Here is a 23,254-nt window from a genome sequence, read left to right as displayed (position 1 = left end):
GTGACATGCTCGTCGAGGGTCACCTGCGATGCCTTCGCTCCTGGTCACCTGACCCCCACCCGCGCCGCCCTCAGTGCACAACCAGTGCACACTCGCGCGGGAAATCCAGGGAAGTCACGGTAACCACTGACGGGACGTCAGAGCTTTTGCCCAGGCCGGCAGCGCCCCAGCTCAGGCACCCGATGCCGCCGACGTGACCGTCTTGTGCTCGATGTACTGGGCGAGCCCCACCGCCCCGTACTCGCGGCCGATCCCGCTGGCCTTGTACCCGCCGAACGGGCCGTCGAAGGAGAAGGCCGCGCCGTTGACGGTGACCGTGCCGGTCCGCAGTCGACGGGCGACCGCCAGCGCGTGCGCCTCGTCGGCGGACCAGACGCCACCCGAGAGCCCGTACTCCGAGTCGTTGGCGATCCGTACGGCATCGTCCTCGTCGTCATAGGGAATGACCACGAGGACCGGGCCGAAGATCTCCTCCTGGGCGATCCGCATGGAGTTGTCGACGTCGGCGAACACGGTCGGGGTCACGTAATTGCCGTTCTCCAGCCCCGGCGGGATCCCGGGGCCGCCGGTGACGAGCCGGGCGCCCTCCATGATGCCGATCTCGATGTAGTCGCGCACGCGCTGCTGCTGGTCGCGGCGGATCATCGGGCCGATGAAGGTGTCGGGGTCGGCCGGGTCGCCGACCTTGAGCGACTCCACGAGATCCTTGAGGCCGGTGACGACCTCGTCGTACCGGCCGCGCGGGGCAAGGACGCGGGTCTGGGCGATGCACGACTCGCCGTTGTTGAGCAGGGAGGCGAACTTCAGGCCGCCTACGGCCCGGTCGACGTCCGCGTCCGGCAGGATGATCGCGGCCGACTTGCCGCCCAGCTCCAGGCTGACCCGCTTGAGCTGCTCGCCCGCGATGGACGCGATCCGGCGCCCGGCCCGGGTCGAGCCGGTGAACGCGATCTTGTCGATGTCGCGGTGGGACACCAGGTACTCGCTGGTCTCCCGGTCGGCCGGAAGCACGCTGATCACCCCTTCCGGCAGACCGGCCCGCTCCAGCAGCTCGGCGAGGACCCCCATGCTCAGCGAGTTCTCCGGGGACACCTTCAGGACGACCGTGTTGCCGGCCAGCAGCGCCGGGATGATCTTCGCCATGGCCGCCGAGAACGGGGAGTTCCAGGGAATGACGGCGGCGACGACACCGACGGGCTCACGGCGTACGACAGCGCGCACCGCGGAACCGGACTCCAGCTCCTCCTCCCAGCCGAAGTTCTCCGCGGCCCTGAGGTAGGCCTCGGCCTGCCGGGTGAGCCCCGGCTGCCCGGCCCTGGTGAACCAGGCGGCCGAGCCGTTCTCGGCCGAGATGAGATCGGCGATCCGCTCGGCACCGTCCTCGCGCAGCGCGTTCAGACGCCGCACGACGGCGATGCGTTCCGCCGGTGCCGTGCGCGGCCAGGGGCCCTGGTCGAAGGCGGCCCGGGCGGCGGCCACGGCACGGTCGATGTCGGCGGGCCGGGCCTGTGCGGCACGGCCGATGACCGCCTGGTCGTGCGGCGACCGGATGTCGAGCAGATCGGGGTCGCTGGGCGCCTCCCAGGATCCGCCGATGAAGAGACGGTCGTAAGTGATCATTTGCCCTCTCCTGAGGATGTCGAGCGAAGCGACTCTTTATCCGTCACATCTGTCACATCAATGTAGCACTTAGAGCCATGACAGGCACACTTGTGAGTCACTAGACGAGTCAGGTTCCACACCTCGGGCTATGCTCGGCGGGTGAGAGCAGACGCAGCACGCAACCTGGACGCGGTTCTGACGACCGGGGCCCGCATGCTCGCCGCCGATCCGGCCGCGAGCATCGCCGCGATCGCCGCCGAGGCCGGCGTCGACCGGCGGACCGTCTACCGGCGGTTCGCGTCCCGCGAGGAGCTGCTGACGGCCATCTACGAGGCGCGGTACGACGCGGTCGAGCGGGCCGTGGAGAACGCCAGGCTGCGTGCGGCTCCGGTCGCGGTGGCACTGCACCGGTACGTCGAGGAGATCATCGGCGTCAATCGCAGGTGGCCGGTGGAACTCACCCGGCTGCGGGCCGACGACGCGATCCGGGAGCGGCGCGACGCGCTGATCGGGGAGGTCGACGACTTCCTGCGGCGCGCCACCGACGAGGGGCTCCTGCGCGCGGATCTCCCGCTCGCGTGGGCGAGTTCACTGCTGCCGCAGCTGATGCACCTGGCCTCGCAGGAGTTGCCCGAGCTCAGCGCCGCCCAGGCCGCCGACGTGGTCGTCGACACCTTCCTGCGCGGCCTCGGCCCGCGCTGAGCGCCACGGGTCTTGTGGTGCGCCCGTACGTCTGGTTGGGTACCGCCCGGTAGAACGGGAGCAACCGACATGGATCAGGCGGCACGGCAGGACGTCCGCGGGGCGCTGCCCGCGGGACTCGGGCAGGCGATACGGGGGACCGGCGACGACATCGCGGCCGTGCTGGACGGCGTGGCCGACACGAGTGTCGCCGTACCGGGGTCGCAATGGACGGTCGGTGAGGCGGCCGCTCATCTGGCGCTGGCCAACGGGCTGATGGCCGACCTCGCTCTCGGCCGGGAACGCCCTTACGGGGACGGCACACCGCGGAGCCTGGCGGCGGCCAACGCCGAGTCGCTGGCAGCGTTCGGGGAGCGCCGGGCCGAGCCGCTGGCGACGATGATCACCGAGCAGGCCGCACGGTGTGTCGACGCGCTGGCCGCGACCGCGGACGGACCTGCGCCGGTCACCCCGCTCGGCTCGATGGACCGGTCCGTCCTCGCCTCCTACCTGCTCACGCACATGCTGGGCCACGGCTACGATCTCGCCCGCGCGCTGCGGCGCCCGCACATGCTCGACGCCGAACGGGTCGCGCTGTGCATGCCGTTCATGCTCTCGGTGATGCCGACCGTGGTGGACGGTTCGGCGGTCGCCGGACTGACCGCCCGTTACACGATCCGGCTGCGCGGTGGCGGCGCCTTCGGCGTCACACTCGCCGACGGCGCCGTGCGGGTGGCTCCGGAACCGCGGGACCGCCCGGACTGCACGATCGTCATCGATCCGGTGGCCTTCCTCCTCATCGCCCTCGGCCGCCGCAACCCGTGGCTGGCCATGGCCCGGGGCCAGATTCTCGCCACCGGCCGCAAGCCCTGGCTGGCCCCCCGCTTCCCCTCCCTCTTCATCGCCCCCTGACCACCCGGCGATCCGCCGGGGACGTGCGGAATCCCGTCGCGGCGGCCCGCCGGGTGAGCGGCGCGTTCACCGCGCCCGTCGTGGACGCCGCCCCCGACGCCGAGCGCCCGTGGACGGCCACGCTGTACGACAGCCGGCTGCTCGACCTCGACGGGCGCACCGGCGCCCAGCGGTGGAGCACGGCCGAGGTGGCCGACCCCGGGCCCGCCGCCGAGCCCACCGTGCCCGACCCTCTGCTGGTGCAGGACAGGATCGTGGCCCAGGTCGGCGGAATCGTCTTCTCGGTCCGCCCAGTCCGGCCCGCGCGGGCCGTCTTCGCCGGCTGACCCGGCGTACGCCCCGGCACACCCCGTTCGGCCCAACCCCGCTCGGCCAGAAGAGGCGAGCGGGCGTGACCGATGTGACCGTGGTGGAAGGTATGGGCGCGCGCACGGATCCGAGGAGGCTGCATGGCCGAGGGACTGGTCGACGGCAGAGCGCCCCGCACTGCCCTGGTGGACGGCTCGAAGCCGCCTCCTGAGCGGTCCGGGCACGCCTTCGGGCAGCTGACTGCGGTCGCCGATGCCGTCCTCTACGAGGGCTACCTGCTGTACCCCTATCGGCGGTCCTCGCCGAAGAATCGTGCCCGCTGGCAGTTCGGGGTCCTCTTCCCCAGGGACTGGGCGGAGGCCGACGGTCCGGTCCGCCCGGGCGTGTCGGGTTCGGCGGACTCCTGGTACCAGCAGACGGAGTGCCTGGTGCGGGTGGTCCGGCCGGGCGCGGTCCTTCGGGTGCGGGTGCGGTACCTGCAGATGCAGCACAAGCAGGTCGAGGACGCGGACCGGCGGCCGGTCGAGTCGCTGACGTGCGACGACGGGACCGTGCACCTGACCTTCGAGGAGGCCGTACCGCGCGAGGCCGACCTCACGGTCGCCCTGGCCGAGGGCGAGCACACCTTCCCGGTGGGCTCCCCCGCCGGTGCCGACACGGCGGCGCTGCCCGCCGGCGCCGGGCGGGTGATCAGGCGCCGGGAGGAGGTGCCGGCGAGCACCACGGTCGTGGTCGAGCGGCTCGGCGAGGGACTCCTCCGGCTCCGGGTGCGCACCGCGCACGAGGGACGCGCGGCGGATCCGCACGCCCCGCGCGACCGGGCGCTGCGCCACGCCCTCATCGCCACCCACACCCTGTTCGGCGCCGAGGGCGCGGAGTTCGTCTCCCTCGTCGACCCCGGCCCGGAGCTGCGGGAAGCCGCCCGGAGCTGCCGTAACGACTTCACGTTCCCGGTGCTCGGCGGCGCTCCTCCCGCCGACACCCCCGCCGCCGGCTCGGTCTCCGGGCTGCTGCTCTCCTCGCCGATCATCCTGCCCGACCATCCGCAGGTGGCGCCGGAGAGTCCCGGGGACCTGCACGACGCCGGTGAGATCGACGAGATCCTCACCCTGCGCACCATGCTGCTGACGGACGAGGAGAAGCGGGAGGCCCGGGCCACCGATCCGCGGGCCGCCGAGATCCTCGACCGGGTCGACACCATGCCACCGGAGGTCTTCGGGCGGCTGCACGGCGCGATCCGTTCGCTGAAGCCGGCCGCCGCCCGTCCCGCCTGGTGGCAGGAGGGCGCCGACGAGGGGCTCTCCCCGGCCACCGACACCGTCCTGGTCGACGGTGTGCGGGTCGGCGGCGGCAGCGCGGTGCGGCTGCGCCCGCGCGGCCGGGGTGCCGACGCCCAGGACATGTTCCTGGCCGGGCGGACCGCGACCGTGGCCGCCGTCTTCCACGACGTGGACGGCAGCACCCATCTCGCCGTCACCGTCGACGACGATCCGGCGGCCGAACTGCACGGCTGGTACGGCCGGTTCCACTACTTCCGGCCCGACGAAGTCGAGCCGCTCGGGGGCACCGACGTCCCGGACCCAGCGGTGGCACAAGAGCCGCCCACGGGACCCACTCCATCGGAGGCCTAGCGTATGAGCATCAAGAACGGCACCACCGCCGTCGGCGGCGAACCGGCCGAAACCGGCGAACACCAGGGCTTCGACGAGATCACCATCCTGTGGATCTCCGAGGGCATGAGCTGCGACGGCGACACCGTCTCCGTGACCGCGGCCGACCAGCCGTCCATCGAGGACCTGGTCCTCGGCCTGATCCCGGGCATTCCGAAGGTCAATCTGGTCAACAAGGTGCTGTCGCCGAGCCTGGGCGGCGAGGACTTCCTCGCGCCGTACCGGAAGGCCGCACGGGGCGAGCTGGAGCAGCCGTTCATCCTCGTCATCGAGGGCTCCGTCCCGAACCAGAACATCATCGAGGGCGAGGGCTACTGGACGTCCTTCGGCAACGACCCGGAGACCGGCCAGCCGCAGACCCTCAACGACTGGATCGACCAACTGGCGCCCAAGGCCTGGGCGGTGGTGGCCATCGGCACCTGCGCCACGTTCGGCGGCATCCACGCGATGGCCGGCAACCCGACCGGTTCGATGGGCCTCGCGGACTACCTGGGCTGGGACTACAAGTCGCAGGGCGGCCTGCCCGTGGTGAACATTCCGGGCTGCCCGGTACAGCCGGAGAACTTCATGGAGACCCTGGTCTGGGTGCTCTACCACGCCGCCGGCACCGCTCCCCCGCCCCCGCTGGACCACATGCTGCGTCCGCAGTGGCTGTTCGGGCGCACGGTGCACGAGGGCTGCGACCGAGGCTCGTACTACGAGCAGGCGTCCTTCGCGATGGACTACAACTCGCCCAAGTGTCTGGTCAAGACGGGCTGCTGGGGTCCGGTCGTGAACTGCAACGTGCCCAAGCGGGGCTGGATGGCCGGCGTCGGCGGCTGTCCCAACGTCGGCGGTATCTGCATCGGCTGCACCATGCCGGGCTTCCCGGACGCGTTCATGCCGTTCATGGACGAGCCGCCCGGCGGCACCCTCTCCTCGCTGGCCATCAAGCCGTACGGGGCGGTCATCCGCCGGCTGCGCGGCTTCACCAACGACCTGGTCAACCACGAGCCCAAGTGGCGCCACAACAAGCGCAAGCTCACCAGCGGGTACGCCCCGCGCTGGCGGCCCTGAGGCGCCAGAGTCCTCCCGCCCCACCTCCCCCCACAGCAAAGGTCAGCGACGCCGATGACAACCGAGGCCCGGCAGAAGGGGCGCAAGCCCGAGCAGATCGTGGACATGTCCTGGGATCCGATCACCCGGATCATCGGAAACCTGGGCATCTACACGAAGATCGACTTTGCCAACCGGGAGGTGGTGGAGTGCCACAGCACCTCCTCCCTCTTCCGCGGCTACTCCGTCTTCATGAAGGGGAAGGACCCGCGCGACGCGGGCTTCATCACCTCGCGGATCTGCGGTATCTGCGGAGACAACCACACCACGTGCTCCGACTACGCCCAGCAGATGGCGTACGGCGTGAAGCCGCCGCCGCTGGCCGAGCACATCGTCAACCTCGGCGAAGCGGCCGAGTACATGTTCGACCACACGATCTTCCAGGACAACCTGGTCTTCGTGGACTTCTGCGAGCAGATGGTCAAGGCCACCAACCCGAGCGTCCTGGCCCGCGCGCAGAAGACCGCGGCGCCGCGCGGTGACATCCACGGGTACCGGACCATCGCGGACATCATGAAGGCCTTCAACCCCTTCGAGGGAGAGGTCTACAAGGAGGCCCTGAAGGTCTCCCGGACCACCCGCGAGATGTTCTGCCTGATGGAGGGCAGGCACGTCCACCCCTCCACGCTGTATCCGGGCGGTGTCGGCACCATGCCGTCGCCGACCGTGTTCACCGACTACCTCAGCCGGCTGATGCATGTCATCGACTTCGTGAAGAAGGCCGTCGCCATGAACGACGACGTCTTCGACTTCTTCTACGAGGCGCTGCCGGGCTACGAGGAGGTCGGCAAGCGCCGTATCCTGCTCGGCTGCTGGGGCGCCTGGCAGGACCCGAAGGTCGTCGACTACCGCTACGAGAACATGGACCGCTGGGGCAAGGCGATGTACGTCACCCCGGGCATCGTGGTCGACGGCCAGCTGGTCACCAACAACCTGGTCGACATCAACCTGGGCCTCAGGATCATGCTGGGCAGCTCGTTCTACGAGGACTGGGTGAACGAGGACCCGTTCGTCACCCACGATCCGCTGGGCAACCCGGTCGACATGCGCCACCCGTGGAACCAGACGACCCTTCCGGTGCCGCAGAAGCGGGACTTCGACGCCAACTACAGCTGGGTGATGAGCCCGCGCTGGTTCGACCAGCGCACCGGCGACCACCTGGCCCTCGACACCGGCGGCGGCCCGCTGGCGCGGCTCTGGTCGACCGCGCTGAGCGGCATCGTCGACACGCCGTACATCAAGGCCACCGGCACCAGTGTGCGGATCTCGCTGCCCAAGGGCGAGAGCCTGCCGGAGACCACGCTGGAGTGGAAGATCCCGAAGTGGTCCAACACCCTCGAACGGGACCGTGCCCGGCCGTACTTCGTCGCCTACGCGGCGGCCATGGCCCTGCAGTTCCTGGACGAGGCGATGGGCCTGGTGCGGTCCGGCGACACCAAGGTGTTCGAGGACTTCGAGGTGCCTGACGAGGCGATCGGCTGCGGCTTCCACGAGGCCGTGCGCGGGGTTCTCTCCCACCACCTGGTGATCAAGGACAAGAAGATCGCCAACTACCACCCGTACCCGCCGACCCCGTGGAACGCCAGCCCCCGGGACAAGTTCGGCACCCCCGGCCCCTACGAGGACGCCGTCCAGGGCCAGCCGATCTTCGAGGAGAACGGACCGGACGACTTCAAGGGCGTCGACATCATGCGCACGGTCCGCAGCTTCGACCCGTGTCTGCCGTGCGGTGTCCACATGTACACGGGCAAGGGCAAGACGCTCAGCGTCACGCACTCGCCGACGTACGGGGCGAATCATGGCTGACCCCGGGCGGCTCGACGGCACGGCGGTCGAGGCCCGGCTGGCCCGCCTCGACACGCTCCTCGAGGGGCTGGAGTCCGCGCCCGGCCCGACCGGGGGCTCCGCCGTCGAGGCGGTGCGCCTGCTGACCGAGGTCTACGGCGAGGCGCTCGCCCGCGTCCTGGATCTCGCTGAGGCGGCCCTGGCCGAGCGGCTTTCCGAGGACGAACTCCTCGACCACCTCCTGGTCCTGCACGACATCCACCCCGACCCGCCCGAGCGCCGGGCGGCCCGCGCGGTGGAGCGGCTGCGCCCCGCCCTACGCGAACGCGGCGGTGACGTCGAGTGGGCCGGTGTGGAGGGCCAGGTGGGCCAGGTGCGGCTGACCACGGGCGGCGGTTGCGGCTCCGGGTGCGGCGGAGGTACTACGGAAGTGGCCGACGCGGTCCGCGAGGCGGTGCTCGCCGCGGTCCCCGAGCTGGTTGACGTGCAGCCGCTGCCCGAGGCCCCGGCCCCCGCCTTCGTCCCCCTGGACTCCCTGCGCCGGCCACAGGAGGCCCGGTGAGCACCGACGGAGCCCTGGCCCGCCTCATCCGCTCCGCCGCCGACCACCGGCCGGCGGCGGAGGCGGAGGTGTGCGACCTGTGCGCCGCCCCGGTGCCCGAGAACCATCCGCATCTGTACGACACCGGGCAGGCCGAGGTCCGCTGTGCCTGCCGTCCCTGCTCGGTGCTGTTCCCCGGAAAGCCGGGCCAGGACACCGGCGAAGTCCAGTTCCGGCTGATCCCGACCCGCCGGGTCCGGCTCCCCAAGGTCGACACCGCGGCCCTCGGGGTCCCGGTCGGACTGGTCTTCTTCGTACCGCGCGCCGACGGCTCGGTCACCGCCGAGGGGCCGAGCCCGGCGGGTGCCATGCGCTGGGAGGTGGACGCGGCGGCCTGGCAGCGGGCGGTCGCCGGCTGCCCGCCCCTGGCCGGCATGGCGCCCGACGTCGAGGCGCTGCTGGTCAACACCGTCCACGGCCTGGACCACCACTGGATCGCACCGGTCGACGACTGCTTCCGCATGCTCGCCGTGGTCCGCCGGGAATGGCGCGGCCTGTCCGGTGGCGGCCGGATGTGGCCGGCCGTGGAGCGTTTCTTCGAGGAGCTCACCGAGCGCCCTTGAGGAACGGCAACACAGGAAGGAGAAAACCCATGGGAAGCATCCGAGTCGGCCGACCCCAGGCGAAGCCCGACACCCCGTCCCACGTGCCCGGTATGCACCAGGGCAACGAGGGGCCGCACACCACCCAGACCGGGCACCACCCGGACGGCACCGCCGACGCGCGGCGCTCCACCGGCATCCACTGGAAGCGGCACGACACCCTGCTGGACGTCATGCCGAACATCCCACCCGGATGACACAGAACAGGGAGTTCCCCACATGAAGGTCCAGCGAAAGAGAACCGGAACGACGGCCCAGCGCGTGCTGACGGCCGAGATCGCCGTCGTGGGCACCGTCGCCCTCGCGTTGTTCGTCATGGAACTGCCCTCGATCATGCGCGAGATGAAGATCTGGCGGATCGCGGGTGGGCTGCGCGCCGGTCACCGGTATCCGTGAGCCGGTCGTGCACGAACTGTCGATCGCGACCGCGATCGTGGAGCAGGCCGGCGCATGGGCCCGGGAGGACGGGGCGGACACCGTCTCGGCGGTGTCCGTCCGGGTCGGCGAGCTGTCCGGGGTCGTACCCGACGCCCTGACCTTCGCCTTCGAGGTGGCCCGTGACGGCACCGCGCTGGCGGGGGCGGACCTCGTGGTCGAGCAGGTGCCCGCGCTGGCCTGGTGCGACCCGTGCGCGGAGGAGTTCGCGGTGGGTATGCCGCCGTTCTTCTGGTGCCCGCGCTGCGACCGGCCCTGCCCCGAGCTGCGCAGCGGCCGGGAGCTGGAGATCACCGCCGTCGAATGACTCCGCCGGTGCCCGGGACGGACCTGGGCACCGGCGGGGTCTCGCCCTGATCAGCAGATCCGCGGGAGTTGCTCCCCCAGCGGCAGGTCCACGACCCGGGTGCCGCCGAGTCCGGTCGCCACCACGACCATCCCCGGATGGTCGGCCACGCACTCGCCGATCCGGGTCGCGCCCGCCCCCTGCGGGTGGGCGCGCATCGCCGCAAGGACGGCGTCGGCCTCCGCCGGCGGGACGAAGGCGACGAGCCGGCCCTCGTTGGCGACGTAGAGCGGGTCGAGCCCGAGGAACCCGCAGGCGTTGGCGACCGCGTCCGGTACCGGGACGGCCCGCTCGGTCAGCCGCACCCCTGTTCCCGAGGCTCGGGCGATCTCGTTCAGCGAGGCGGCCAGGCCACCGCGGGTCGGGTCGCGCAGGACGTGGATGTCCGGGGTGACGTCCAGCATGGTGGCGACCAGGTCGGCCAGCGGCGCGGTGTCACTGGCGATCTCGACCCCGAACTCCAGCCCCTCGCGCACGCTCAGGACGGCGACCCCGTGCAGTCCGATCGGCCCGCTGACGATGACCGCGTCACCGGGCCGGGCCCGCTGCGGCCGGATGTCCACCCGCTCGGGCACCAGGCCGACCCCGGCGGTGGTGACGTACACCCCGTCGCCGTGCCCGGCCTCGACCACCTTGGTGTCACCGGTGGCGATGGTGACTCCGGCCGTCTCGGCCGCCGCGCCCATGGCCCGCGCGACGCGTTCGACGACGGCCAGCTCCACGCCCTCCTCCAGGACGAACGCGGCGGAGAGATAGGCGGGCCGGGCGCCGCTCATCGCCAGGTCGTTGACCGTGCCGTTGACGGCCAGGTCACCGAGGCAGCCGCCGGGGAAGAACAGCGGCCGTACGACGTAGGAGTCGGTGGAGAAAGCCAGCCGGGCGCCGCCGAGCTGGAGGACGGCCGAGTCGGTCATCCCGGCGAGCAGGGCGTTGCCGTAGGCGGGGACGAAGACCTGCTCGATCAGTTCGGCGGAGAGGGCGCCGCCTCCGCCGTGGCCCATCACCACGACCGGCTGGTCACGGATCGGCACCGGACAGCTCCAGTTCGCCGGGTCGGCGACGGTCTGCTCAGCCAACGGGGTTCATCTCCTCGCGCGGGAGCGCCGGTTCGGACATCCGGCGGTAGAGGTAGTAGGCGGCGCAGGCGCCCTCGCTGGAGACCATGGTGGCGCCGAGCGGGGTGCGCGGGGTGCAGGTGGTGCCGAAGGCCGCGCACTCCGTGGGTTTGATGAGCCCTTGCAGGACCTCGCCGGCCCGGCACTCGGCCGGTTCCTCGGTGCGGATGCCGGTGACGTCGAAGCGGAGCTCGGCGTCGTACGCCCGGTAGGCCTCGCTGAGCCGCCAGCCGCTGGCCGGGATGGGGCCGATGCCCCGCCAGGAGCGGTCGGTGACCTCGAAGACCTCCTCGATCATGCGGACGGCCGCCGGGTTGCCGTCCTCGCGCACGGCACGGGCGTAGGCGTTCTCCACCCGGTGCTCGCCGCGCTCCAGCTGAAGGACGGTGCGGCGGATGCCCTCCAGGATGTCGAGCGGTTCGAAGCCGGTGACGACGACCGGGACCCGGTGGCGTGCGGCCAGTTCCGGGTACTCGGCCATGCCCATCACGCTGCACACGTGCCCGGCGGCCAGGAAGCCCTGCACCCGGCAGCTGGGGGCGGTCATGATCGCCTCGATGGCCGGGGGGACCCGCACATGGGAGACCAGCAGGCTGAAGTTGGTCAGCCCGAGGCGTTTGGCCTGGTGGACGGCCATGGCGTTGGCGGGGGCGGTGGTCTCGAAGCCGATGGCGAAGAACACCACCTGGCGGTCCGGGTGCCGCTGGGCGAGCTTCAGCGCGTCGAGCGGCGAGTACACCACACGGACGTCACCGCCCTCGCCCTTGACCCGGAACAGGTCCCGGTCGGTGCCGGGCACCCGCAGCATGTCGCCGAACGAGCAGAAGATCACCCCGGGGCGGGCGGCGATCTCCAGCGCCTTGTCGATGCACTCCAGCGGGGTCACACAGACCGGACACCCCGGGCCGTGGATCAACTCCACCTCTTCGGGGAGAAGTTGGTCGATGCCGTGCCGGATGATCGAGTGGGTCTGGCCGCCGCACACCTCCATCAGGGCCCAGGGCCGGGTGACGACGGACCGGATCCCGTCCAGCAGCCGGCGGGCCAGCTGGGGGTCGTTGAACTCGTCGAGATACTTCACCGGGCCTCGTTCCCCTCTGCCTGCCGGGCCGCCTGCTGCCAGGCGTCGCCGAACTCCTCCTCCAGCAGCCCCAGTTCCTCGAAGAGCTGGAGGGAGGCCAGGGCCGACTCCTCGTCGAGCCGCTGCAGGGCGAAGCCCACATGGACGATGACGTACTCACCGACGCGGACGTCGGACACGTACTCCAGACACGCCTGCTTCTGCACGCCGCCGAAGTCGATCAGGCCGGTGAGCGGATCGGCCGTGTCGTCGATGCTCACCACTCTGCCGGGCACTGCCAAACACATGGGTCACTCCGTCTCGTCGCCGACTGCCGTATGCGGGCCGTCGTGGGGTGGTTGTCCGTGGGCCGCGACCATCAGCTGCCCGAGCGCCAGCCCGCCGTCGTTCGGCGGGACCTCGCGGTGCCGGACGACCGTGAACCCGTGCCCGTGCAGCAGGTCGGAACCGGCCTGCTCCAGAAGGGCGTTGGCGAAGACGCCGCCGGTGAGGGCGACGGTGGTCAGGCCGGTGGCCCGGCGCGCTGCCCGGCAGAGTTCCAGGACCGCCCGGGCGACACCGCGGTGGAAGCGGGCCGCGATCACCGGTACCGGGGTGCCGCGCCGCAGGTCGGTGACGATCGCGCGCAGCGTCGGGGCCGGGTCGAAGCGGTCGCCGAAGGGGTACGCGGCCGTGTCCTCGTCCCAGGCCAGGCAGGCCTGCGCCTCCAGTTCCAGGGCGGCCTGGGCCTCGTACCCGGCGCGGTGGCACACGCCAGCGAGGGAGGACACGGCGTCGAAGAGCCGGCCCATGCTGGAAGTGGCCACACAGCCGACCTGGCTCGGCAACTGCCGTGCCAGCAGCCTGAGTTCCTCGCGCGAGCAGGCGGCGACGCTGGGCAGGTCCGCGTCCCAGGGCAGGCCGGCCGCCCACAGCCGGGCCAGCGCCATCCGGCACGGGTTGGCGACTCCCGCGTCACCGCCGGGGAGCGGGGCCGGAGCGAGATGGGCCAGGCGCCGGTAGCCGGTGTAGTCGGCGACGAGCACCTCGCCGCCCCAGACGGTGCCGTCGTCGCCGTAACCGGTGCCGTCGAAGGCGACGCCGATGACCGGAGTGGTGCCGTCGAGGCCGGCCTCCGCCATCGCGGCGGCGACATGGGCGTGGTGATGCTGGACGAACACCGGCTTCGGCACGGGCAGTCGAGCGGCGCGGCGGCGGGCCCAGGCCGACGCGTGGTAGCCGGGGTGGCGGTCGGCGGCGACCAGTTCGGGGCGGACTCCGGTCAGCCGGTACAGGTGCCGTTCCGCGCGGACGGCGGCCTCCAGCGTCGCCAGGTCGCCCATGTCGCCGATGTGCGGCCCGAACCAGGCCAGGTCGCCCTCGCCGACGCACAGCGCGTTCTTGAGGTCGCCGCCCACCGCGAGCGCGGGCCGCACCGGGACGGGCAGGCGCAGCGGGCGGGGCACATATCCGCGGGAGCGGCGCAGGACCTGTTCGGTGCCGTCGGCGCGCACCCGCAGCAGGGAGTCGTCGCAGGGCGAGGCGATGGGCCGGTCGTGGGCGAGCCAGGCGTCGGCCAGTCCGAACAGCCGGGTCAGCGCCTCGTCGTCGTCCGTGACGATCGGCTCGCCCGAGCGGTTGCCGCTGGTCATCACCAGGACGCGCGGACCGGGCGGGTCACCGGGGAGTCCGAACAGGAGGGTGTGGACGGGGGTGTAGGGCAGCATCACACCGAGGTGGGGGCTGCCGGGGCAGACCCCGGGGGCCAGCCGTACGCCGGCGCGGGGGCGGAGGAGGACGATGGGGCGGCGGGGGCTGGTGAGCGCGGCCTGTTCGGCGGGCCCGGCCACGGCGATCCGGTCCGCCCCGTCCAGGTCCGCGCACATCACGGCGAACGGCTTGTCCCCGCGCGCCTTGCGGGTGCGCAGGGTGTCGACGGCCCGGGCGTTGGTGGCGTCGCAGGCCAGGTGGTAGCCGCCGATGCCCTTCACGGCGACGATCCGCCCGGCCGCGAGCAGCTCTCGCGCCCGTGAGAGGGCATCACCATCGCGAGCGGCACTCACGCCGCTGTCCGCGGCGGGCACCAGACGCAGGCGGGGCCCGCAGTCCGGGCAGGCCACGGGCTGGGCGTGGAAGCGGCGGTCGGCCGGAGCCTCGTACTCCCGGGCGCAGCCTGCACACATGGGGAACCCGGACATGGTGGTGATCGCGCGGTCGTACGGCATGCCGGTGGCGATGGTGAAGCGGGGTCCGCAGTGGGTGCAGGTGATGAAGGGGTGCCCGTGTCTGCGGTCGGCCGGATCGGCCAGCTCCCGCAGGCAGTCGGCGCAGGTCGCGGTGTCGGGCGGGAGCTGGGTGCGGCCCGGGGAGGACTGCTCGGTGGCGCGGATGGTGAAACCGGGGTCCGCGCCGGTGACGGGCACCTCCTCGACGCCGACGGCGGTCACGGTGGCCAGCGGAGGCGGCTCGGTGGCGAGCAGCTCGCGGAACCGCTCGACGCCGACCGCCGTTCCCTCGACCTCGATGAGCACGCCGTCGGCCGTGTTGCTGACGAACCCGGTGAGCGCGAGACCGGCGGCGAGGCGGTGGACGTGAGGGCGGAAGCCGACGCCCTGCACCGTTCCGCGCACGGTGATGCGACGGCGCACGGCCGTCGCCGTGGTGGGGGCCGTCACGAGGCGCTGGGCGCGTGGACGTGACCGTGCGGATGCGGGGCGAGGGGCGGCCGGTGCGCGGGAGCACCGTCCCGTACGGCGAGCACCCGGTCCAGGAACGTGTCGACGCCCTCGCCGGTGCGGGCGCAGGAGCGGACGATCTCCACCCCGGGGTTGACCCGCCGCACCTGGTCGGTGAAGGCGGTCTCGTCGAAGCCGGCCGGCCCGGCGAGGTCGGTCTTGGTGAGCACGACCAGGTGTGCGGAGCCGAAGGCGGTGGGGTATTTCGCGGGTTTGTCCTCACCCTCGGTCACCGCCATCAGCACGACCCGCAGCTGCTCGCCGAGGTCGTAGGAGGCCGGGCAGACGAGATTGCCGACGTTCTCCACGAACAGCAGCGCGGTGTCCGGCGGCAGCCAGCCCTCCAGGTGGCCACGTACCTGCCGGGCCTCCAGATGGCACAGCCCGTCGGTGAGCAGCTGTTTCACCGGCGCTCCCGAACGGGCCAGGCGCCTGGCGTCGTTCTCGGTGGCCAGGTCGGCGGTGAAGGCGGCGACGGGCACGTCCCGCTCCAGCGCCCGGGCCAGCACCCGGCCGAGCAGTTCGGTCTTGCCGCTGCCGGGGCTGGAGAGCAGGTTCACCACGCTCACCCCGCGCGCGGCCAGGTCGTCGCGCAGGCTCGCGGCCAGGCCGTCGTTCCTGGCCAGGACGGCCCGGGTGACCTCCTCGGACTCACACATGGGTGCTCCTCGATCGTTGAGTTCCGGAAGAACCGTCGGATCGGGTGGGTCCCGTCCTGGTCCGCTGGCGATCCTCCGCGCCGGTGGCGGCCGGGTGCGGGAGCCCGGCCGCGGCGGGGCCCCTGGATTCCTCCGGGCGGTCCAACGAGGGCGTGACCTGGGGATCGGCGAGCAGTGCCGGGACCAGGGCGTGCAGGGCTTCGACGGCCTGTTCGACCGCGTCCCGGACGGGCTCGCTCAGGCCGGGTGCGATGTCCTCGTCGCCGCGCGGCAGTTCCCCGGGCTCGCAGGCGAGCACGAGGACGCGCGGCAGGGGTTCGTCGCCGAGGTGGGCGGCGAGGGCGAGCACCTTCGCCGGGTCCATGCCGTGTGCCTCGGGCGGGGCCGCCTGGGCGCCGTCGGGGAGGTCGGGCTCGATCAGGGAGAGCGTGCCGGGGCGCAGGCCGCGGGCGGCGGCGTCCACCAGCACGGCGACCGTCCAGCCGTCGAGCAGTTCGTAGGCGAGGTCCATCCCCCGGATGCCGTAGTCCCGGACCTGTACCTCGGGGGGCAGTGGGCGCCGGGCCAGGGCGCGGATCACCTCGGGGCCGAAGGAGTCGTCGCCGAGGAAGATGTTGCCGACGCCCGCCACCAGCAGCCGCGTCACCGGGCGCCGCCCGGGACCTTGCGGACGAAGTCCGAGCGCAGCGAGTGGTAGTCGGCGGCCGGGTCGAAGAAGAGGGCGTGCATCCGGTCGAGTTCGTCCTTCCGGTACGCGGCGAGCGGCCGGCGTGCCTCGTCGGTTTCGCGCTCCGCGGCCTTGGCGGCGATGCGCCGGCCGAGATCCGGGGTGCCGGCGAGCGCGGTCGCCAGTTCCTCGACCTCGGTGGCGAAGCGCTGTGCGGGGACCGGCAGCAGCCGGTCGACGAGGCCGGTCCGGGCGGCGGTCGCGGCGCTCACCGGCTGCGCCTCCTCGGTCAGCCGCCGGGCGGTCTCGGCTCCGGCCCGGCGGGGCAGCGAGTACGTCCAGAACTCCGAGCCGTACAGGCCCATCCGCCGGTAGTGCGGATTGAGGACGGCGCCGGTGCGGCACCAGACCTCGTCGGCGGCGAGGGCGAGCATGGCGCCGCCGGCCGCGGCGTTCCCGCCGAGCGCCGCCACGACCAGCCGGTCGGTGGTCCGCAGCACGGCCTCCACCAGGTCGTCCATCGCGTTGAGGTTGGCCCAGGACTCCTCGGCGGGGTCCGGGGCGGCCTCGATGACGTTCAGATGGATGCCGTTGGAGAAGAAGTCCCGGCGGCCGCCGAGCACCAGCACCCGGGTCGGCCGGGCGAGCGCGTACTCGTAGGCGGCGAGCAGGCGCCGGCAGTGGGCGGTGCTCATCGCACCGCCGGGGAAGGAGAAGGTGACGAAGCCGACGTCGCCGTGCTGCCGGTAGCGGATGTCGGTCCAGGTGCGGCGGTCCGGGGGCAGTTCGAGCGGGGCGGGGCTGTCCGGGAGGCCGGGAGCGGCGAGGACGTCGGCCGCGGGGCGGCGGAAGGGGGCGGGATCGCCCGAGTTCTTGCGGGGGCGCAGCTCGGGGATCCACACGGCGCCGTCCCGGGTGGCCCGGCAGACCGCGCCCGCGCGGGTCGCGAGCAGCTCACCGGGACGGCCGTGAAGTCGGTCCTCGGGGTGGCCGCCGTGCAGGAACAGCTCCCGGCCGAGGAGTTCGTCGAGCACGCCGGGCTGCGAGTCGGCGCCGCGCAGCTTGCGCAGCACCGTCTCGGTGTCGTCGGCCGCCCAGTCGATCCGCCGCCGCGTCTGGCGGAAGACGTCCCGCCAGACGATCCGGCCGTGGATCGCGGGATCGCTCTGCGGCACCGGCTTGTACGAGCCCTCCGCAAACCGGCGTACGGCCTCGTGGACGGCGGTGAGCGCGGCGTCGGCGGCCTCGTTGCGGTAGAGGTCGCTCTTGCCGACCGGCTCCACCGGGAAGGGCTCGCTCGCCCAGACGGCGCCCGCGTCCACGGCCGCCTCGGCCTGGAGCACGGTCACTCCCCAGCGGGGTGCCTGCCCGGCGATGGCCCAGTCGAGCGAGGAGGGGCCGCGGTCGCCGGGCGGGCCCGGGTGCACGATCAGGCAGGTGTGGTCCCGGCAGATGTCCCCGGGGAGTGCGGCCTTCAGCATCGGCGCGATGATCAGTTCCGGGCGCCGGTGCCGTACCGCGGACCGGACGGCGTCGGGGCCGTGGGTGGCGAGGACGACGTCCACCCGGTGGCCCAGGTCGGACAGTTCGGCGTACACCCGTTGGGACAGGCTGTTGAACGCGCTGGCGACGAGCAGAATGTCCATGGTGCGGCATATTTGCCGCTTCAGCGGTTTCCGGAAAGCACCCCGGCGGCGTTTCGTCGGTTGTCCTGGACCGCTTGGCCCTCCCGCACCCGGAACGCCCACTCCATCTTGGGCTCCATCACGAACCGGAAGACCCGGCGTACCGGCGGTGTGCACAGCAGGGTCACCGTCACGGCGGCGACGAGGGTGACCGTCACCGCGCCCAGCGGGCCGTGTGTCCAGGCCGGGTCGTACCAGTGGGCGGGCTTGGCGCTCTGCGCGACGAAGCCGTGCAGCAGGTAGCCGTAGAGCGTGCCGGCGCCGAGGGCGGTGAACCAGATGCGGCGGCCGGGCACCCAGGCGAGGAAGCAGGCGGCCAGCACCAGGGAGCAGCCGAAGGTGGCGAGGGTCATGACGGGCCCGTACCAGGCGGGCAGGCCGAGCTGCTCGGCGCTGTCCCGGTGGAAGAACCAGCGGTAGCCCAGGTGCGGCGCCGACCAGTACGCCACGGCGAGGGCGCACAGGGCGACGGGGACGGCCCAAAGGCGCACGCTCCACCGGCGCAGCAGGCGGAAGTGCTCCGGGCGCAGGCACAGGCCGAGCACGAAGTACGGCAGGAACTGCAGGGCCCGCTGCAGATCGAGGTCGCTGCCGATCGACGGCGTGAGGCTCGCCAGCATGGCGACGGCGAGCGCGAGGGGCAGCGGCCACCGCAGGAGCCGCCAGATCGGCGTCGTCAGCCGCCAGATGAACAGGGCCGCCAGGAACCAGGTCAGGTACAGCGGGTCCAGCAGGCTGATCTCGCGGTCGGGGGCGTGGTCGCTCCACCGGGTGAAGAGGGTGTAGGCGACCTCGAACACCACGTAGGGCACGGCGACCCCGGTGACCAGCCGTTTGACGCGGGCGGGACTGGCGTCGAAGCCGCGGGAGAAGTAGCCGGAGATGATGATGAAGGCCGGCATGTGGAAGGCGTAGACGAACGTGTAGAGCGCGGTGACGGTCCGGCTGTCCGAGCGCAGCGGCTCCCAGGCGTGCCCCACGGCCACGAGCACGATCGCCAGGTACTTCGCGTTGTCGAAGTAGGCGTCGCGCCGGCCGGCGGGCGGGCCGTTCCGGGTGTCCGGGCCGTTCCGGGTGTCCGGGCGGGGCGGTGGGACCGGGGCCCGGTCCGCATCCGCCGCCCGGGCGGGCGGCGCGTCGACTGTGGCTGCGGTCTCGCGGGAGCCGGACAGACCAGAACACCTCTCACACGACATGCGCTCCGGGGAGCGACTGGGGCCGTACACGAGGCCCTGCACGGGGCCGGTGCACGACGGCGGTACACGGGCGGTACTCCGGTGACGCTGCTCTCCGGAATCCGGCGGAGTAAACCCCCGGTGATGCTCCGGCGTCGAAGCGGGAAACGACACCCGTCCGCCGCACTCCCGGAACGAAGATGGTCCTGCCCGTGTCGACCGATGCCTTCTGGGAGCGTGCCGCGTGACGTCGTCGGAACGAGTCTCCGCGCCCGTCGAGGACCTGCTGGACACCCGCCCGGAGGTTCTCCGGGCGGCGGCCGACGACTTCGGCCACCTGGTGCGCCGGCCGCCCCTGGGCGTGCTGCGGCCCCGGTCCGCGGCCGAGGTCGGGGACGCGCTGGTGTACGCGGGGCAGCGCGGGATCCCGGTGGCCGCGCGGGCCGGCGGTCACTCGCTCTACGGCCAGGGGCAGGCGCCGGACGGGATCGTCCTCGACCTGTCCGCGCTGACCGCGGTCGGGCCGGTGGCCGGCGACCGGGTGGCGGTGCGGGCCGGGGCGCTGTGGCGGGACGTGCTGGCGGCCACCCTGCCGTACGGACTCACGCCGCCCGTCCTCACCGACTACCTCGGTGCCGGCGTCGGCGGTGTGCTGAGCGCGGGCGGGCTGGGCGGCGCCAGTCACCGGCACGGTCTGGTCGCGGACTCGGTGCTGGAGCTGGAGGTCGTGACCGGGGCCGGTGAGCACCTGGTCTGCTCGCCGGACCGGCATGGCGCCCTCTTCGACGCGGTCCTCGCCGGCCTGGGGCAGGTGGCCGTGATCATCCGGGCGACGCTCCGGCTGTCCCCCGCGCCCACCCTGGTGCGCCGCTACTGCCTGTACTACCCCGATCTCGACGCCTACCTGGCCGACCAGCACCTGCTCGCGACCGACCGGCGCTTCGACTACCTGGAGGGCCAGGCCCGCCCGGCCGAGGACACCGCCGGCGGCTGGACCTACATGGTCGAGGCCGTCGCCGCCCACCAGGGCCCGACCCCGCCCGACGACCGGAGCCTCCTCGCCGGCCTCGCCTTCGACTCGGCCGAGATCACGGACCTCGGACACGCCGAGTTCGCGCACCGGGTCGCGGCCGACGAGGAGCTCCTGCGCGCGACCGGCGAGTGGCTGCATCCGCACCCCTGGCTGAACCTGCTGCTGCCCGAGGACACCGCCGCGTCCGTCGTGACCGGCATCCTGGCCGACCCCGGCTTCCGGGACCTGCGCGAGAACGGCGTGGTCCTGCTCTATCCCCTGCTCACCCGCGCCGTGCGGGCCCCGCTGTTCCGCCGTCCACCTGGCGAAGTCGTCTTCCTGCTGGCCCTGTTGCGTACGGCCGCCCCGGGCGCGGCCGATCCGATGGTGGCCGCCAACCGCGCGGCGTACGCATACGCGCGGGCGAAGGGCGCCGTCGCCTATCCCGTCAACGCGCTGCCGATGACCCCGGCCGACTGGCGGGAGCACTACGGCGACCAGTGGGACACCCTGGCTCGGGCCAAGGGCGTCCACGACCCGCACGGCATCCTCGGCAGGGGGCACGGGATGGCGTACTGAGCACTGTCGTCCGCCGGGGTGTCGATTCCGCGGGGCGCCGTTCGTCGGTGGGGTGTAGGAAGCACTTGAGGACCGGGAGGAACGATGAAGTACATGTTGCTGGTCTGCGGCGACGACACCGCCGACGCCTCTGGGATGGCGCCGGTCGAACCCTGGGTGGAGGAGCACGGCGTCCGGCGCGGGGCCCGGCTCTACGGCCACCGGCTGCAGCTGCCCGACACGGCGGTCACCGTGCGGGTCCGCGACGGTGAGGTGCTGCGGACCGACGGCCCGTTCGCGGAGACGAAGGAGTACGTCGCCGGATTCGACGTCGTCGACTGCGACAGTCTGGAGGAGGCCGTACGGATCGCCGCCGGGCATCCCGTGGCCACCATCGGGGCCATGGAGGTGCGGCCGTTCTGGGACGAGGGCTTCGCCGAGGACGCCGAGACGGCGATCCGTCAACTCGACGCGGAGCTCACCGAAGCCGCCCGCGAGCGGGACGTCGAGCGGCTGACGGCCTGCTACGCACCCGACGTGGAGACCTTCGGGCCCTCCGGCGTCGAGGCGCGGTCGGGGATCGCCGCGTTCCGCAAGGCGGTCGAGGGGTGGTTCGCGACGCTCGACGGGCCCGTGCACCGGGAGGTGCTCGACCTGCGGGTACGGCCCGGGGAGGGCAGTGCCTTCAGCCACGCCCTCGTCCGGATCCGCGGCACCCGCCTGACCGGGGAGCCCCTGGACCGGACGGTGCGTGTCACCACCGGCTACCGGGACACCGGTTTCAGCTGGCTGATCGCCCACGAGCACATGTCGGTGCCGCTGGAGGAGACGGCCGGGAAGGAGCGGTCATGAAGTACGTCCTGTTCATCTGCACGCCCGTCGGCGGCGAGGAGCTCAGCCCCGCCGAGATCGCCGAGGACCCGCGTTTCACCTCGTACATCCACGAGGTCCGCAGCCGTGACCTCGTCAAGGGCGGCGCCCGGCTGCGGCCCGCCGCCGACGCGACCACCGTGCGCGTCCAGGGCGACGAAGTGCTGCTGAGCGACGGGCCGTTCGCCGAGACCAAGGAGTACGTGGCGGGCCTCGACTTCATCGAGGTCGCCGACCTCGACGAGGCCATCGCGCTCGCCTCCCGGCACCCCGCGGCGCTCGCCGGCGGCTCGGTCGAGGTGCGGCCGGTCTGGGAGTGAGTGGCACGGACGACGTCGAGAAGGCCGTCGCCGCCGCCTTCCGCGAGGAGTGGTCCCAGGTCGTCGCCACCCTGATCCGGGTGACCGGCGACTGGGACCTCGCCGAGGAGTGCGCACAGGACGCCTTCGCCCAGGCTCTGGAGCGGTGGCGGCGCGACGGAGTGCCGCGCCGCCCGGGCGCCTGGCTGACCACGACGGCCCGCAACCGCGCCCTGGACGTGCTGCGCCGGGAGGCGGTGGGGGCGGCGAAGCTGCGGGAGGCTGCCGTGCTGGCACGGGACGAGGGACCGTACGACCCGGATCACGACGGCGACGACAGCGGTGTGGCCGACGACCGGCTGCGGCTGATCTTCACCTGCTGTCATCCGGCGCTGCCGATCGAGGCGCGGGTCGCCCTGACCCTGCGCACCCTCGCCGGGCTGACCACGCCGGAGATCGCCCGCGCCTTCCTCGTCCCCGAGGCGACGATGGCGCAGCGCCTGGTGCGCGCCAAGCGGAAGATCCGCAACGCCGGCATCCCGTACCGGGTGCCGCCCGCGCATCTGCTGCCCGACCGCACGACGGGCGTCCTCGGCGTGCTCTACCTGCTCTTCAACGAGGGGTACGCGGCCACGGCCGGCGCCGACCTGATGCGGACCGGCCTGTGTGCCGAGGCCGTCCGGCTGGCCCGGCTCCTTGCCCGGCTGATGCCCGACGAGCCGGAGGTCGTCGGGCTGCTCGCGCTCCTGCTGCTGCACGACGCGCGCCGGGACACCCGGGTGGACGCGGCCGGTGACCTGGTGACCCTGGAGGACCAGGACCGCACGGCCTGGGACCGCGCCGAGATCGACGAGGGCGCCGCTCTCCTGGAGGGCGCGCTGCGCCGCGGCCGCCCCGGCCCGTACCAGATCCAGGCGGCGGTCGCGGCCTGCCACGCCACCGCGGCGACCGCCGCCGACACCGACTGGGCGGACATCGCCGGCCTCTACGGTGAACTCCAGCGGTACGTCCCCTCGGCCGTGGTCCGCCTCAACCGCGCGGTCGCGGTGGGCATGGCCGAGGGCGGGGAGGCCGGCCTGGCGCTGGTGGCGGAGCTGGAGTCGGAGGACGAGTTGGCCGACTACCACCTGCTGCCGGCGACCCGTGCGGACCTGCTGCGGCGTATGGGCCGTGCCCCGGAGGCGGCCGAATCGTACGAGCGGGCCCTGGCGTTGGTGGAGAACGCGGCGGAACGCCGATTCCTGGAGAAGCGGCTGTCGGAGTGCCGGTCCGGGTAGATACCGGGGGTTCGCCGCAGGCGCCGGCCGGGGGTTGCCCCCACTCCGGAAGCGGCAGCCTACTGGAGTGATCGCGGGCCGGGCCGGCCCTAGCGTGATGGCAC

Annotated in this window: 24 protein-coding genes; 15 read left to right on the top strand and 9 right to left on the bottom strand. The window is 72.7% G+C overall.

Features of this window, described 5'->3' with window-relative positions; translation table 11 throughout:
- Positions 1 to 171: 171 nt before the first annotated feature.
- On the bottom strand, positions 172 to 1,620 hold the full coding sequence (locus ACZ5K7_RS27240; protein ID WP_468917092.1) for an aldehyde dehydrogenase: 1,449 nt from the start codon (positions 1,618 to 1,620) through the stop codon (positions 172 to 174).
- Between the two features lie 195 nt (positions 1,621 to 1,815).
- Between ACZ5K7_RS27240 and ACZ5K7_RS27235 the strand changes: the two genes are divergently transcribed.
- The 11 genes from ACZ5K7_RS27235 (at position 1,816) to hypA (ending at position 9,999) form a co-directional block, all read left to right on the top strand.
- Positions 1,816 to 2,304, top strand: a complete 489-nt coding sequence (locus tag ACZ5K7_RS27235) for a TetR/AcrR family transcriptional regulator (RefSeq protein WP_468917341.1) — start codon at positions 1,816 to 1,818, stop codon at positions 2,302 to 2,304.
- Between the two features lie 69 nt (positions 2,305 to 2,373).
- The gene (locus tag ACZ5K7_RS27230; protein WP_468917090.1) at positions 2,374 to 3,195 is read left to right on the top strand and encodes a maleylpyruvate isomerase family mycothiol-dependent enzyme; all 822 of its coding nucleotides are present in this window, start codon (positions 2,374 to 2,376) and stop codon (positions 3,193 to 3,195) included.
- Positions 3,196 to 3,218: 23 nt separating this feature from the next.
- Positions 3,219 to 3,521: a hypothetical protein gene (locus ACZ5K7_RS27225; RefSeq protein WP_468917354.1), complete on the top strand. Its 303-nt coding sequence runs from the start codon at positions 3,219 to 3,221 to the stop codon at positions 3,519 to 3,521.
- Between the two features lie 123 nt (positions 3,522 to 3,644).
- Entirely contained in the window at positions 3,645 to 5,135 is a 1,491-nt protein-coding gene (locus ACZ5K7_RS27220) for a hypothetical protein (protein WP_468917087.1), read from the top strand.
- A 3-nt stretch (positions 5,136 to 5,138) separates the two neighbouring features.
- On the top strand, positions 5,139 to 6,230 hold the full coding sequence (locus ACZ5K7_RS27215; RefSeq protein WP_351696537.1) for an NADH-quinone oxidoreductase subunit B family protein: 1,092 nt from the start codon (positions 5,139 to 5,141) through the stop codon (positions 6,228 to 6,230).
- A gap of 54 nt (positions 6,231 to 6,284) precedes the next feature.
- Complete coding sequence (locus ACZ5K7_RS27210; protein WP_351696539.1) at positions 6,285 to 8,075, top strand: nickel-dependent hydrogenase large subunit; 1,791 nt, start codon at positions 6,285 to 6,287, stop codon at positions 8,073 to 8,075.
- Positions 8,068 to 8,616 (top strand): NifU family protein, encoded by a 549-nt coding sequence (locus ACZ5K7_RS27205; RefSeq protein ID WP_468917084.1) that lies wholly within the window; start codon positions 8,068 to 8,070, stop codon positions 8,614 to 8,616. Before ACZ5K7_RS27210 ends, ACZ5K7_RS27205 begins: the two co-directional genes overlap by 8 nt.
- The gene (locus ACZ5K7_RS27200; protein WP_468917082.1) at positions 8,613 to 9,218 is read left to right on the top strand and encodes a DUF5947 family protein; all 606 of its coding nucleotides are present in this window, start codon (positions 8,613 to 8,615) and stop codon (positions 9,216 to 9,218) included. The genes ACZ5K7_RS27205 and ACZ5K7_RS27200 overlap by 4 nt, the downstream gene beginning before the upstream one ends.
- Before the next feature lie 29 nt (positions 9,219 to 9,247).
- Positions 9,248 to 9,454 (top strand): hypothetical protein, encoded by a 207-nt coding sequence (locus ACZ5K7_RS27195; protein WP_351696548.1) that lies wholly within the window; start codon positions 9,248 to 9,250, stop codon positions 9,452 to 9,454.
- Positions 9,455 to 9,476: 22 nt separating this feature from the next.
- Positions 9,477 to 9,653 (top strand): hypothetical protein, encoded by a 177-nt coding sequence (locus tag ACZ5K7_RS27190; protein WP_351696550.1) that lies wholly within the window; start codon positions 9,477 to 9,479, stop codon positions 9,651 to 9,653.
- Between the two features lie 7 nt (positions 9,654 to 9,660).
- The gene (hypA, locus tag ACZ5K7_RS27185; protein WP_351696552.1) at positions 9,661 to 9,999 is read left to right on the top strand and encodes a hydrogenase maturation nickel metallochaperone HypA; all 339 of its coding nucleotides are present in this window, start codon (positions 9,661 to 9,663) and stop codon (positions 9,997 to 9,999) included.
- A 50-nt stretch (positions 10,000 to 10,049) separates the two neighbouring features.
- Here hypA and hypE read toward each other — a convergent pair whose 3' ends face one another.
- The 8 genes from hypE to ACZ5K7_RS27145 all read right to left on the bottom strand — a co-directional run bounded on the left by hypE (position 10,050) and on the right by ACZ5K7_RS27145 (position 19,155).
- The gene (gene hypE / locus ACZ5K7_RS27180; protein ID WP_468917338.1) at positions 10,050 to 11,039 is read right to left on the bottom strand and encodes a hydrogenase expression/formation protein HypE; all 990 of its coding nucleotides are present in this window, start codon (positions 11,037 to 11,039) and stop codon (positions 10,050 to 10,052) included.
- A 67-nt stretch (positions 11,040 to 11,106) separates the two neighbouring features.
- Positions 11,107 to 12,234: a hydrogenase formation protein HypD gene (gene hypD / locus ACZ5K7_RS27175; RefSeq protein WP_351696555.1), complete on the bottom strand. Its 1,128-nt coding sequence runs from the start codon at positions 12,232 to 12,234 to the stop codon at positions 11,107 to 11,109.
- Positions 12,231 to 12,521 (bottom strand): HypC/HybG/HupF family hydrogenase formation chaperone, encoded by a 291-nt coding sequence (locus ACZ5K7_RS27170; protein ID WP_351696557.1) that lies wholly within the window; start codon positions 12,519 to 12,521, stop codon positions 12,231 to 12,233. Before ACZ5K7_RS27170 ends, hypD begins: the two co-directional genes overlap by 4 nt.
- Positions 12,522 to 12,524: 3 nt before the next feature.
- Positions 12,525 to 14,888, bottom strand: coding sequence for a carbamoyltransferase HypF (hypF, locus tag ACZ5K7_RS27165; RefSeq protein WP_468917076.1), 2,364 nt, complete (start codon positions 14,886 to 14,888; stop codon positions 12,525 to 12,527).
- Positions 14,885 to 15,607: a hydrogenase nickel incorporation protein HypB gene (gene hypB / locus ACZ5K7_RS27160; protein ID WP_351696562.1), complete on the bottom strand. Its 723-nt coding sequence runs from the start codon at positions 15,605 to 15,607 to the stop codon at positions 14,885 to 14,887. The genes hypF and hypB overlap by 4 nt, the downstream gene beginning before the upstream one ends.
- The gene (locus tag ACZ5K7_RS27155; protein WP_468917071.1) at positions 15,600 to 16,253 is read right to left on the bottom strand and encodes a hydrogenase maturation protease; all 654 of its coding nucleotides are present in this window, start codon (positions 16,251 to 16,253) and stop codon (positions 15,600 to 15,602) included. Before ACZ5K7_RS27155 ends, hypB begins: the two co-directional genes overlap by 8 nt.
- A complete protein-coding gene (locus ACZ5K7_RS27150) occupies positions 16,250 to 17,920 on the bottom strand; it encodes a hydrogenase maturation protein (protein WP_468917069.1) in 1,671 nt (556 codons plus the stop codon). The genes ACZ5K7_RS27155 and ACZ5K7_RS27150 overlap by 4 nt, the downstream gene beginning before the upstream one ends.
- A gap of 20 nt (positions 17,921 to 17,940) precedes the next feature.
- Positions 17,941 to 19,155 (bottom strand): acyltransferase family protein, encoded by a 1,215-nt coding sequence (locus tag ACZ5K7_RS27145; RefSeq protein ID WP_468917067.1) that lies wholly within the window; start codon positions 19,153 to 19,155, stop codon positions 17,941 to 17,943.
- 223 nt (positions 19,156 to 19,378) lie between these two features.
- On the opposite strand from ACZ5K7_RS27145, the gene ACZ5K7_RS27140 reads away from it, so the two are divergent.
- The 4 genes from ACZ5K7_RS27140 to ACZ5K7_RS27125 all read left to right on the top strand — a co-directional run bounded on the left by ACZ5K7_RS27140 (position 19,379) and on the right by ACZ5K7_RS27125 (position 23,150).
- On the top strand, positions 19,379 to 20,725 hold the full coding sequence (locus ACZ5K7_RS27140) for an FAD-binding protein (protein ID WP_468917064.1): 1,347 nt from the start codon (positions 19,379 to 19,381) through the stop codon (positions 20,723 to 20,725).
- A gap of 84 nt (positions 20,726 to 20,809) precedes the next feature.
- The gene (locus tag ACZ5K7_RS27135; protein WP_468917061.1) at positions 20,810 to 21,556 is read left to right on the top strand and encodes a nuclear transport factor 2 family protein; all 747 of its coding nucleotides are present in this window, start codon (positions 20,810 to 20,812) and stop codon (positions 21,554 to 21,556) included.
- The gene (locus ACZ5K7_RS27130; RefSeq protein WP_351696577.1) at positions 21,553 to 21,894 is read left to right on the top strand and encodes a YciI family protein; all 342 of its coding nucleotides are present in this window, start codon (positions 21,553 to 21,555) and stop codon (positions 21,892 to 21,894) included. Before ACZ5K7_RS27135 ends, ACZ5K7_RS27130 begins: the two co-directional genes overlap by 4 nt.
- On the top strand, positions 21,891 to 23,150 hold the full coding sequence (locus ACZ5K7_RS27125; protein WP_468917058.1) for an RNA polymerase sigma factor: 1,260 nt from the start codon (positions 21,891 to 21,893) through the stop codon (positions 23,148 to 23,150). The genes ACZ5K7_RS27130 and ACZ5K7_RS27125 overlap by 4 nt, the downstream gene beginning before the upstream one ends.
- The last annotated feature ends 104 nt before the right edge of the window (positions 23,151 to 23,254 follow it).

It is taken from the genome of Streptomyces sp. NPDC031497, assembly GCF_055580905.1.
Note: the sequence above shows the minus strand (reverse complement) of the source record. Positions and strands in the feature narration are given on the sequence as shown.

Excerpts from the sequence above, each read along its gene's own strand:
- ACZ5K7_RS27170 (WP_351696557.1), bottom strand. The coding sequence starts at position 12,521 with ATGTGTTTGGCAGTGCCCGGCAGAGTGGTGAGCATCGACGACACGGCC.
- ACZ5K7_RS27205 (WP_468917084.1), top strand. The coding sequence starts at position 8,068 with ATGGCTGACCCCGGGCGGCTCGACGGCACGGCGGTCGAGGCCCGGCTG.
- ACZ5K7_RS27215 (WP_351696537.1), top strand. The coding sequence starts at position 5,139 with ATGAGCATCAAGAACGGCACCACCGCCGTCGGCGGCGAACCGGCCGAA.
- hypE (WP_468917338.1), bottom strand. The coding sequence starts at position 11,039 with ATGGGCCACGGCGGAGGCGGCGCCCTCTCCGCCGAACTGATCGAGCAG.
- ACZ5K7_RS27210 (WP_351696539.1), top strand. The coding sequence starts at position 6,285 with ATGACAACCGAGGCCCGGCAGAAGGGGCGCAAGCCCGAGCAGATCGTG.
- ACZ5K7_RS27130 (WP_351696577.1), top strand. The coding sequence starts at position 21,553 with ATGAAGTACGTCCTGTTCATCTGCACGCCCGTCGGCGGCGAGGAGCTC.
- ACZ5K7_RS27150 (WP_468917069.1), bottom strand. The coding sequence starts at position 17,920 with ATGGACATTCTGCTCGTCGCCAGCGCGTTCAACAGCCTGTCCCAACGG.
- ACZ5K7_RS27240 (WP_468917092.1), bottom strand. The coding sequence starts at position 1,620 with ATGATCACTTACGACCGTCTCTTCATCGGCGGATCCTGGGAGGCGCCC.
- ACZ5K7_RS27195 (WP_351696548.1), top strand. The coding sequence starts at position 9,248 with ATGGGAAGCATCCGAGTCGGCCGACCCCAGGCGAAGCCCGACACCCCG.
- ACZ5K7_RS27190 (WP_351696550.1), top strand. The coding sequence starts at position 9,477 with ATGAAGGTCCAGCGAAAGAGAACCGGAACGACGGCCCAGCGCGTGCTG.
- ACZ5K7_RS27135 (WP_468917061.1), top strand. The coding sequence starts at position 20,810 with ATGAAGTACATGTTGCTGGTCTGCGGCGACGACACCGCCGACGCCTCT.
- ACZ5K7_RS27230 (WP_468917090.1), top strand. The coding sequence starts at position 2,374 with ATGGATCAGGCGGCACGGCAGGACGTCCGCGGGGCGCTGCCCGCGGGA.
- ACZ5K7_RS27220 (WP_468917087.1), top strand. The coding sequence starts at position 3,645 with ATGGCCGAGGGACTGGTCGACGGCAGAGCGCCCCGCACTGCCCTGGTG.
- hypB (WP_351696562.1), bottom strand. The coding sequence starts at position 15,607 with ATGTGTGAGTCCGAGGAGGTCACCCGGGCCGTCCTGGCCAGGAACGAC.
- ACZ5K7_RS27145 (WP_468917067.1), bottom strand. The coding sequence starts at position 19,155 with ATGTCGTGTGAGAGGTGTTCTGGTCTGTCCGGCTCCCGCGAGACCGCA.
- ACZ5K7_RS27235 (WP_468917341.1), top strand. The coding sequence starts at position 1,816 with ATGCTCGCCGCCGATCCGGCCGCGAGCATCGCCGCGATCGCCGCCGAG.